The sequence below is a fragment of the Microcoleus sp. PH2017_05_CCC_O_A genome, assembly GCF_020738785.1.
GTDB lineage: Bacteria > Cyanobacteriota > Cyanobacteriia > Cyanobacteriales > Microcoleaceae > Microcoleus.
Map to the genome: position 1 here is coordinate 1 of NZ_JAEQCB010000216.1, position 8,853 is coordinate 8,853.

General features: G+C 44.5%; 11 protein-coding genes and 1 pseudogene. 3 read left to right on the forward strand and 9 right to left on the reverse strand.

What is annotated here, in order from left to right:
- Positions 1-287 precede the first annotated feature (287 nt).
- Positions 288-866: a TetR/AcrR family transcriptional regulator gene (locus JGK20_RS31505; RefSeq protein WP_293187024.1), complete on the reverse strand. Its 579-nt coding sequence runs from the start codon at positions 864-866 to the stop codon at positions 288-290.
- A gap of 178 nt (positions 867-1,044) precedes the next feature.
- On the opposite strand from JGK20_RS31505, the gene JGK20_RS31510 reads away from it, so the two are divergent.
- The gene (locus tag JGK20_RS31510) at positions 1,045-1,635 is read left to right on the forward strand and encodes a carboxymuconolactone decarboxylase family protein (RefSeq protein ID WP_293187025.1); all 591 of its coding nucleotides are present in this window, start codon (positions 1,045-1,047) and stop codon (positions 1,633-1,635) included.
- Positions 1,636-1,761: 126 nt separating this feature from the next.
- Here the strand turns inward: JGK20_RS31510 and JGK20_RS31515 are convergent, their stop codons facing one another.
- The 3 genes from JGK20_RS31515 to JGK20_RS31525 all read right to left on the reverse strand — a co-directional run bounded on the left by JGK20_RS31515 (position 1,762) and on the right by JGK20_RS31525 (position 3,565).
- Positions 1,762-2,025: a winged helix-turn-helix transcriptional regulator gene (locus JGK20_RS31515; RefSeq protein ID WP_293187032.1), complete on the reverse strand. Its 264-nt coding sequence runs from the start codon at positions 2,023-2,025 to the stop codon at positions 1,762-1,764.
- A 65-nt stretch (positions 2,026-2,090) separates the two neighbouring features.
- Positions 2,091-2,768, reverse strand: coding sequence for a response regulator transcription factor (locus JGK20_RS31520; protein ID WP_293187026.1), 678 nt, complete (start codon positions 2,766-2,768; stop codon positions 2,091-2,093).
- A 59-nt stretch (positions 2,769-2,827) separates the two neighbouring features.
- Positions 2,828-3,565: an L-histidine N(alpha)-methyltransferase gene (locus JGK20_RS31525; RefSeq protein WP_293199288.1), complete on the reverse strand. Its 738-nt coding sequence runs from the start codon at positions 3,563-3,565 to the stop codon at positions 2,828-2,830.
- Between the two features lie 312 nt (positions 3,566-3,877).
- Between JGK20_RS31525 and JGK20_RS31530 the strand changes: the two genes are divergently transcribed.
- Positions 3,878-4,345 (forward strand): MarR family transcriptional regulator, encoded by a 468-nt coding sequence (locus JGK20_RS31530; RefSeq protein WP_293187028.1) that lies wholly within the window; start codon positions 3,878-3,880, stop codon positions 4,343-4,345.
- Positions 4,346-4,486: 141 nt separating this feature from the next.
- A complete protein-coding gene (locus tag JGK20_RS31535; RefSeq protein ID WP_293208921.1) occupies positions 4,487-5,014 on the forward strand; it encodes a hypothetical protein in 528 nt (175 codons plus the stop codon).
- Between the two features lie 160 nt (positions 5,015-5,174).
- Here the strand turns inward: JGK20_RS31535 and JGK20_RS31540 are convergent, their stop codons facing one another.
- From JGK20_RS31540 to JGK20_RS31560, 5 genes and pseudogenes are all read right to left on the reverse strand, one after another.
- On the reverse strand, positions 5,175-5,378 hold the full coding sequence (locus JGK20_RS31540) for a 4-oxalocrotonate tautomerase family protein (protein ID WP_293199291.1): 204 nt from the start codon (positions 5,376-5,378) through the stop codon (positions 5,175-5,177).
- 122 nt (positions 5,379-5,500) lie between these two features.
- A complete protein-coding gene (locus JGK20_RS31545) occupies positions 5,501-6,682 on the reverse strand; it encodes a hypothetical protein (RefSeq protein ID WP_325315433.1) in 1,182 nt (393 codons plus the stop codon).
- Positions 6,683-6,746: 64 nt separating this feature from the next.
- Positions 6,747-7,022, reverse strand: a complete 276-nt coding sequence (locus JGK20_RS31550) for a hypothetical protein (RefSeq protein WP_293233422.1) — start codon at positions 7,020-7,022, stop codon at positions 6,747-6,749.
- Positions 7,023-7,048: 26 nt separating this feature from the next.
- Entirely contained in the window at positions 7,049-7,498 is a 450-nt protein-coding gene (locus tag JGK20_RS31555) for a plasmid recombination protein (RefSeq protein WP_293233424.1), read from the reverse strand.
- A gap of 1,138 nt (positions 7,499-8,636) precedes the next feature.
- Positions 8,637-8,853: pseudogene (locus JGK20_RS31560) on the reverse strand (hypothetical protein); the annotation flags it as partial.

Genomic DNA, 8,853 nt, shown 5'->3' on the forward strand with positions numbered 1-8,853 from the left:
ATTCCTGTAGTTTTAGGACTGTGGACTAAAATTACTAACGTAGATGTCTAACATTGACTACTTTTGGGTAGCTTTGTCCATGTTTTTACGAGCGGTTTCGCCTTCACTTTCAAAAGTGACACGGTTCATTACAGTTTTGAAGATGGGTTGAGTAGTCACGATCTTTGGCTCACTACTAGAAAAATTTCCATACCTCAATAGTAGAGAAAAGCCCCAGTAAGCTGAAGCCCGATTCTTGCGCTGTTTTGTTGAAATCTTGCTCTTTCGACAAGGTTGGAGGATCTCACCTACACCTTGAGAAACAATCCCCGAAAATTGTTCTTAACGAACTCTTGAATCATCATAGGCGTTGCTCTCATCCGCGCTAATGCGAAAACTCCGATCGTGGCACTAAACAACACATCGACTCCGGCTGAAATAGAAATTGGCGGCGGTAGTTGCCCATCTAGCCGAGCTAGTTCTAAATGTTTGTGAAAAAAGTCTTTGATAAAAATTACGTCTAGATCGATCGCTTGTTGAAGTTCGGGAGTGGGAATTTCGGCAGACATCAACAGATTCACCAAAAAGCAACCGCGCCCCATCCCTTTGGTAGACGCAATTTCGATCGCATTATGGAAATAATTGGCGATCGCGTTAACGCCACTTTTATCCGTCTCAAACGCCAGTTTAAACTTTTGCTCGTACCGCTCGAAAGCCGCATAAAATAACACTTCCTTCGAGCCAAAGGCATTAAATAAACTGCCCCGCTTGACTCCCAGCAGTTGCGCCAACTCATCCAAAGATGTCGCACTATAGCCATGCTCCCAGAAATAATCGCAGAGTTGTTCTATGACAGCATCGGTATCGAACGATCGAGGGCGCGGCATGGTTATCGGTAGTTAGCTAAAAATTATCGATGTTTATTCTTGACGGGTTCGACAAAAACCTGTATTCTTGTCTATATCGACAAAAACTATTGTTTCATCAGTATAGCCCATCCGCAAGGGTTTAAGCCTGAGCAATTGTCGATCGAGTAATTATGCAAACAAATCGCAGGAGACAACCATGCCCAGACTTGCACCCAAACCCATTGCCGAACTCGCCACATATGATGAAATGTTCGGGCAACTGGAGGAATTTTTCGGATTTCTGCCTAATGACTATCTGACGATGGGACATAAGCCTGCGGTGATGAAGGCAGTAGTCGAACTAACTGGCGCAGTGCTGCTGACAGCGGGAAAAACCTCGATGACGCTCAGATTGCTCGTGATGTATGTTTCATCCCGTGCGGCTGGTTGTATGTACTGTACGGCGCATTGTGCGGGGCTAGCTCTCAAATATGGGTTGTCGATGGACAAAGTTCAAAATATTCGCGATTACCAGACTCATCCCAGTTTCTCGGCTGCCGAACGCGCGGCGTTGACAGTTGCTGATAAGGCTAATAAAATGCCCAATGCAGTCACGGATGAGGATTTTGGAGAATTGGGTAAATACTTTGAGGATGAAGCGATCGCGGAGATTGTCAGTCTGATTGCGATGATGTCTTTTTACAATAAATGGAATGATACACTGGCAACAACTTTAGAAAAACCACCGCTGGATCTGGCGGCGAGTTCTTTGTCTTGGTGGAATGCTGGCAAACATATTGAGAGCTAGGAAGTCTGTTGCGTTGAAACGAAATAAAAGTCCAAATGTTTTAAATTTGAATTCGATCGAGGGTCGGCTGTTGGGTTACGTGTAGGGACAGCAGCCTAAAGGTTATCTGTTAGCATTCAGCAAAATCTAGACAGCCGTTTTTCCCTCCGTGCCATACCAACGCACAGCGAGTTTGTAGAGGTGGTCGAGTGTCCCAGACAACTCTTTTCCGCGTTCAGTCAAGCTGTAGGTAACTTGAGGTGGAATTGTAGATTCATGGTGACGATGAACTACTTCAATCGATTCCAGTAATCGCAATCTTTCGGTAAGCACCTTCGTTGAGATGCCATCAACTTTACGCCTCAGTTCACCAAAGCGTAATTCGCCGTTTGTGTCGAGAATCCACAAAATGTAGAGTGTCCATGGCTATCTGCTGCCGCTCAACTTTAACGTTATAATCGAAATCTTCATCGCTGCTATTGCTCCCGCAAAGCATACCCGACACCCCGCGCGGTATGAATCAATCTTGGCTCGTTGTTTTGCTCCAACTTCGTGCGGAGATAGCGAACGTAAACCTCGATAATATTTGAGTCGCCCAGAAAATCAAATCCCCAGACATTTTCGATAATTAACTCTCTAGTAAATACTTGGCGAGGATGACTCAATAGGTATTGTAATAACTCAAATTCTTTGGCAGTTAAATTGATCGATCTGCTACCGCGATGGACTTCGCGAGTCCGTCGATTTAAACTTAAATCTTCAAATTGCAACAGATCTTCGTCGGTTTTTTGGGTGCGTCGCAGATGAGAACGGATGCGCGCGAGTAGTTCTTCAATACTAAACGGTTTGACTACATAATCATCGGCTCCCGCATCCAAACCCGTCACGCGATCGCCGACTTCATCTTTAGCTGTCAGTAAAATTACGGGGATAGATATACCAGTCGATCGCAGTCGCCGACAGAGTTCCACGCCTGTAAGTCCTGGCAACATCCAATCCAAAATCGCTAGATCCGGTGCCGCCTCCCGCGCCAAACTCAGTCCCGCCATCCCATCGTGTGCCACACTGACGCGATAACCCTCACTATCTAATTCCAGTTCGATAAATCGGGCGAGTTTAATTTCATCTTCAACCAAGAGGATATGTGCTGTCATTTTGATTTTTGATTTTTCATTGTGGATTGATTTTTCGTTGGATAGCGATCGCTTGGAATTTAAGGATACTCCCCTACAGTACATTGACGTTGACATAGCAACAAGCCAAACCAATCTTGTGGATCTGTCCAAAATTGTAAAGGTTTAAAAGCATGAGCCGATAAATTATCTACTAATGTTGGTAAATGAAACTTGCGAGATATTTCGGTGTGAATCGTTTCTCCAGCCTCGAACTTAACTCGATAGTTTAGGTTTGCAAAAGCTATAGTTTGAGTTACCAAACTGCGGAGATGCATTTCAAGCTGATGTTGCTCCCGATTGTAGAATGCTAAATGCTCGAATCGATCGAGTGCAAAATCACCTCCAAAGCGATGATTGAGATGGCGGAGGATATTGAGGTTAAATTCAGCCGTCACACCTTGAGCATCATTATACGCAGCTTCAATCGTCTCGATCGATTTTTGTAAATCTACGCCTAAGAGGAAAAATTCTCCAGGCTGGAGTGCCTGTTGAATTTGGGTCAGGAAACTGCTACGCTCTCGATCGGTTAGATTCCCTAGCGTACTACCCAGGAAAATCACCATGCGGTTCCCCAGTTCTGCTGGTGGCAATTGAGCCAGAGCTTGCTCGTAAGTCCCCGCCAAGCCGCACAGTTTTAAGTTGGGGTAGCGTTCCAACAATGCTAGAGCCGTACTCTTGAGAATGCCAGCACTGACATCGATCGGATAATAGTGCAATCGATCCTGCGATGGTATTAAAATTAATCCACCGAAAACGGGGATGCTCGATCGATTCACTCCCGATCTGATTGACGTTCATCTGGTGAGGGGCTAGGGGATAAAGTTAGGTGATCGCGGAGCTAAATTTGCCTCGATAATAACTACGATCCCCGATCGATCTGAAACACTCCTGAAGAGAAAATGAGAATTTGTTGAGAAACGCGGCGATCGAAACCCAGCGCGATTTAGTCTGTAGAGACTCGATCGCACTCGAGCGACCTAAATTACCTTCGACAATTCCAACTCACGCTTGCGGTCGTTTATGTAATTGATTGTTATAGCATAATTAATACATTAACTATTTGGCTTAATCACCAATACCTCGATCGAATGCCTAGTTCATCGTCCAATGCTAATTTTCTCCAGCAATGGAAATATGCTCTCGCTCCTCACAACTTGGGGCATCAACTGAAACTGGCATCTCAACTGATGTACAGAGATTTTCTAGAGCGGCTCGAACCTTACGATCTGACTCCATTTCACTATCTAGTTCTGTGCTGTCTATGGGAAGAAGATGGGATTACTACAACAGGTATTGCTGACAGACTCAAACAGCTAGGCGCAACACTAACCGGAGTCGTCGATCGCATGGAAGAGCGCAACCTAGTTTACCGAGAACGAAACTCAGCAGATCGCCGTGTCGTCCGCATCTGGCTGACGGAAGAAGGCAAAAGACTCATGTATATTCTGCCACCGCTTGGTGCAGATACCGTTAAAAAGGCAACTGCAAATATTTCCGAAGCAGAGCAGGAAATCGTTCTCAAGCTCCTCGATCGAATCATTCAGAACTTTTCTTAGCGATCCCAGCCTGATGATGTTGACTTTTGGACAATTACTTAATATATTAACTATCAATATATTAAGCAATCGATCCGCATGACTAAAAGCATTGCTGTCTTGCGGTTGTGCTGTTCTCGATCGAAGTACCTTGGAGGAAAAATGCCAAAATTGAGTATCCGTCAGAGAAACTGGCTGCTATCAGCGCATATTGGTTTTGCTGCGCTCTGGACGGGAAGCGTCTTGAGTATGCTGCTACTGTCGCTTAGAAACACAACATCAGTTAATGCCGACGTACTGAATGCTCTAGATTCAGCAATTAATCTTCTAGATGACTGGATTGTCATTCCTTCAGCGATTGGTTCCGTCATCACAGCAACATTTCTGTGCTGGATGACAAATTATGGATTTATCAAGTTCTATTGGGTAATTACTAAGTGGATACTAACGACTGGTTTGGTTGTATTTGGCACATTCTGGCTATTTCCGTGGGGGAATACTGCTGAAAAATTGTCAGGGCAGGAGGGATTACAAGCCCTGAATAATTTGGTTTATAATTTCGATGCCAAAGGTGTATTAATTGGAACTTTCGTTCAAGTTATTTCTTTGGTTGTGATTATTGCGATCTCAGTTCTCAAACCTTGGGGAAGAAGACTAGATAAAGCGAAGAGTCAAGTCAGTGCAGATTAGTAGAGCAGTTACGGCAGCAGCGTCGGACTAGATGGTGGGTACTTTCCACCATCTAGGTTTGGGGTAATTAAACAGGTAAAATGTTTGACATAATTCGTCAACGAGGCTTATAAAATACCAACCCTACAAAACTATCTAATTTACTTCAGCATCACTCTTCTTATGAGTTTTGCTGCTGTTTCCAATCATCTGTCAGGAGTCCTGCAAATCCCCAATCTTCTTCTGCAATCTCCTGAATGACGATGTGTATATGTTCTGGATTTTTGCCAAGAATCCGAACGAGAGAATCAGTTACTTCTTTAACAAGTTGAGCTTTTTGTGTCCTTGTAGAACCTGTGGTAATCTGAATATTAATGTATGGCATATTAATTTTTGCTACACCCTAAACGTGGGGATTAACTTTGTACAATGTTAGGAAAAAACAAAGTAGGTTAGGCACCAATCGCAATCTATATTACTGGTAATTGAGTACCTTTATCATCCCACTTAAATAACGATCGATTCACTACCTGCTTCGATTTCCAGCACCGATTCCCCTACTCGATCTTCATCCCCATATTCCCCCAACTGTTGAATTAACTTCGCTACCAATCCCGTCCATCCCGTCTGGTGACTGGCTCCAATTCCCGCGCCATTATCGCCGTGGAAATATTCATAAAACAACACCAAATCGCGCCAATGCGGGTCGTTTTGAAACTTCTGGGTACCCCCATAAACTGGGCGTTGTCCCGCTGGGTTACGGAGGAAAATCTGGGTGAGTCGCTGGGATAGTTCGGTAGCGACTTCCCACAGAGTCAACATTTGCCCCGAACCTGTCGGACATTCAACTTTGAAATCATCGCCGAGATAGCGATGGAACTTTTGCAGCGATTCAATTAAAAGAAAGTTCACTGGAAACCAAACGGGGCCGCGCCAGTTGGAATTGCCACCAAATAAACCACTGGTAGACTCGGCTGGCTCGTAATCGACGCGAAACTCGGTACCGTTGGTATAGAAGCAATAGGGATGTTCGGCATGATAGCGAGAAACTGCCCGAATTCCGTAATCGCTGAAAAATTCTGATTCGTCGAGCATCTTTTGTAAAATGCGTTGGAGTTTGTCTTTAGAAACGATCGCCAGTAATCGGCGCGCGCCTTTACCTTTGGTTTCCATGCAAGCTACATTACGGCGTAAATCGTGCCGATTTTTGATGAACCATTCCAATCGCTTTTTGAAATTGGGTAATTGCTGTAATGTTTCTGGTTCTAATATTTCTACCGCAAATAGAGGAATTAAGCCGACTAGCGATCGCACTTTCATTTCAATTTGGCGATCGTCGGGAAAATGCAACACGTCGTAATAGAAGCCATCTTCCTCATTCCATAAGGAATCTTCCATTTCCCCAATGTGATTCATCGCATCGGCAATATAGAGATAATGTTCAAAAAATTTGGTAGCAATATCTTCATAAACTGGATTAGTTTTTGCCAATTCTAGCGCGATTTTTAACATATTCAAACAATACATCCCCATCCAACTAGTACCGTCAGATTGGTCGATATATCCGCCCGTCGGTAGTGGCGCACTGCGATCGAATACGCCGATATTATCTAAGCCCAAAAATCCGCCTTGAAAGACATTATTACCCTCGGCATCCTTGCGATTTACCCACCAGGTAAAATTGAGCATCAACTTTTGGAAAACGCGCTCTAGAAACTGGCGATCGGATTTCCCATATAGCTTCTGTTCGATCTTAATATTTTTGAGCGAGGATAGCTTTTTCTCGTTCGAGTTCTTGTTGTGTTACAGCCCTTTGCCGTTCTGCAAGCATCTGGTTGATGGCGTCGGAACCAGTCTGTAGCAAGGCAATTGACTTAGACCTGTAATTGGTGGCAGTTTCTTCTGGTTCTGGTTCGGGAAGCCATAAGTTTAAATCTAATACAGTTTCTTGGGAGTTGACAGCAGTGTAATACTGTCGGATTTTTTGATGCCGTGCCGGCGAGAATTTGATGCCACGTTCGATGCCCAAGTCGGCAACGGCTGCGGCATAGCTGTCTAGCTGAGTTTTCCCTCATTGTTGATAGGTACCCAGAGACAGTGGATGTGGGGAGTGGCTTCATCGAGGTGCAGGGCGGTTTGAAGAATGTTACTCCCTACGTGTTCTTCGAGCCAGTTAGTTGAAGCTTCTGTCCATAGAACCAGTTGCTTTTGCTGCCAGTACCCATAGTCTTCCGGGCAAGAGGGTCTGAAGTAGCTGGGGGAAGCCCCCAGGAGGATGTCTGCGGCAATGACTGCATCTTTTCGGACTTTTTGAGAGCCAATTTTTGCCCGTGCTAGTTCTACGACTGCTTCGGGCGATGTTTGGCCTTGCAAGATTTCAACAGTCTTGTTTTTGTCAGCATTTGGTACGACAGTGGTTCGGCTGTTATGTCTGGCCGCTGTTCTCAAACATTCGATCGATTTAAGTTTTCCAACTCTCAAAATGGCTTGTGGTGTACGAAACATGGCGGTGTCCTCACCTCCCAAGTTTTGCTCGCTTTCTTATGCTTTTGACTTATGCTTTTGAGACTCTGTGGTTAAATAATTGCCAAGAAGTCGATCGTAACTTGGGCTAATTTCTGTGTCACTAAATCTATCCAAGTCGGGTCATTTTGTGGATGGGGGCGAGTTCACGGGAGAAGTCCCTTAAAGTCGATCGTAACGGGCATCACTGGTATAGCCCTTTTCTGTTCGATGAGGTACCCTTGGGGATTGGGCATAGGGCATCCATAGATCGGTTTGTACCCCGCGCGTGGCTTGAGAACCGCTATACTCCTAACTCATAGCAGCAAAAATAACTGCACTATCCAACAGCAAGCTGAACAATTGCATCAGTTATGATCTGCAAATTAGGCTTTTTGAGATAGGTTTTTCGATTCTGCGCTTTTGTCAAAAAAACAGGTATTTCGATACCCCCAAGTATTCGGTGACTGAAATGGTAAAAAACGGCGCAATGCGGAGTAAGTAAAGACGCGCAATATTTGCTTCCATGCCCCCCTGTAGTATTTGCCTGAATCTCGGTTTTTGGCAATGCCTACCTGCTATTCTATGCAATTTTTGATGGTCTGAAAACACCTGTATTCCTTGTGCTATATGAATATTTGGGTGTGTGGATTAAAATGGATCTAAGTGTAACGTTCATAGACAAAAGTACAACGTTCGCGGACAAAAATGAGATGAAAGTGTACGAAAATAGATGAACTGCGAACGAGTGTTGTAACGTCAAGTTTAGTGTAGTTTTAGTATTGGTAAATCTAGTTTGGTAGCAGTTTGGTAGTGTTCGATCGTAGTAAACCCGAATTTGGTTGCTGCTACGAATCGGTATCATTAAGCACATTTTTTTAAAAATATTGTGCAAATTGTCGATCGAAAAACCGTAGTTTCTTGTGGTACCCAGTGATTCCATTATTTTGAAGCAAGCAGCTTTTCAAGTTCGCCTATAACTAAACGTTGCTCTCTCACCCGACTAACTCGAATAGCGTCAGTCAAGCTGAGTAAGGCATAAAGTTTTGCATCGTTCTTGGCAGCTTGGGGGACTGAACGGTACAGAGGCGCGATCGCCTGTCCTCTCACGATACCCTCAGGGTCGGGCCAGATATAAACCTCAGATGGTGAGACAAACCAGCTTGCTTTGCAAAGGTTCAGCAGAATGTGCTGTTGGCAGTCCCCGCGAGAGGGAACCTGGTTGGGCGTAGAATACGTAGCGCAGCCCGTGAACTAGGAATTCCAACACCGCTTGCTTCAAAATTTTTCGCCCTTGAGCCATACCCGCAATGTCTAGAAATGTAATTGAATAATAATGACGATCGAATAATCGCTGT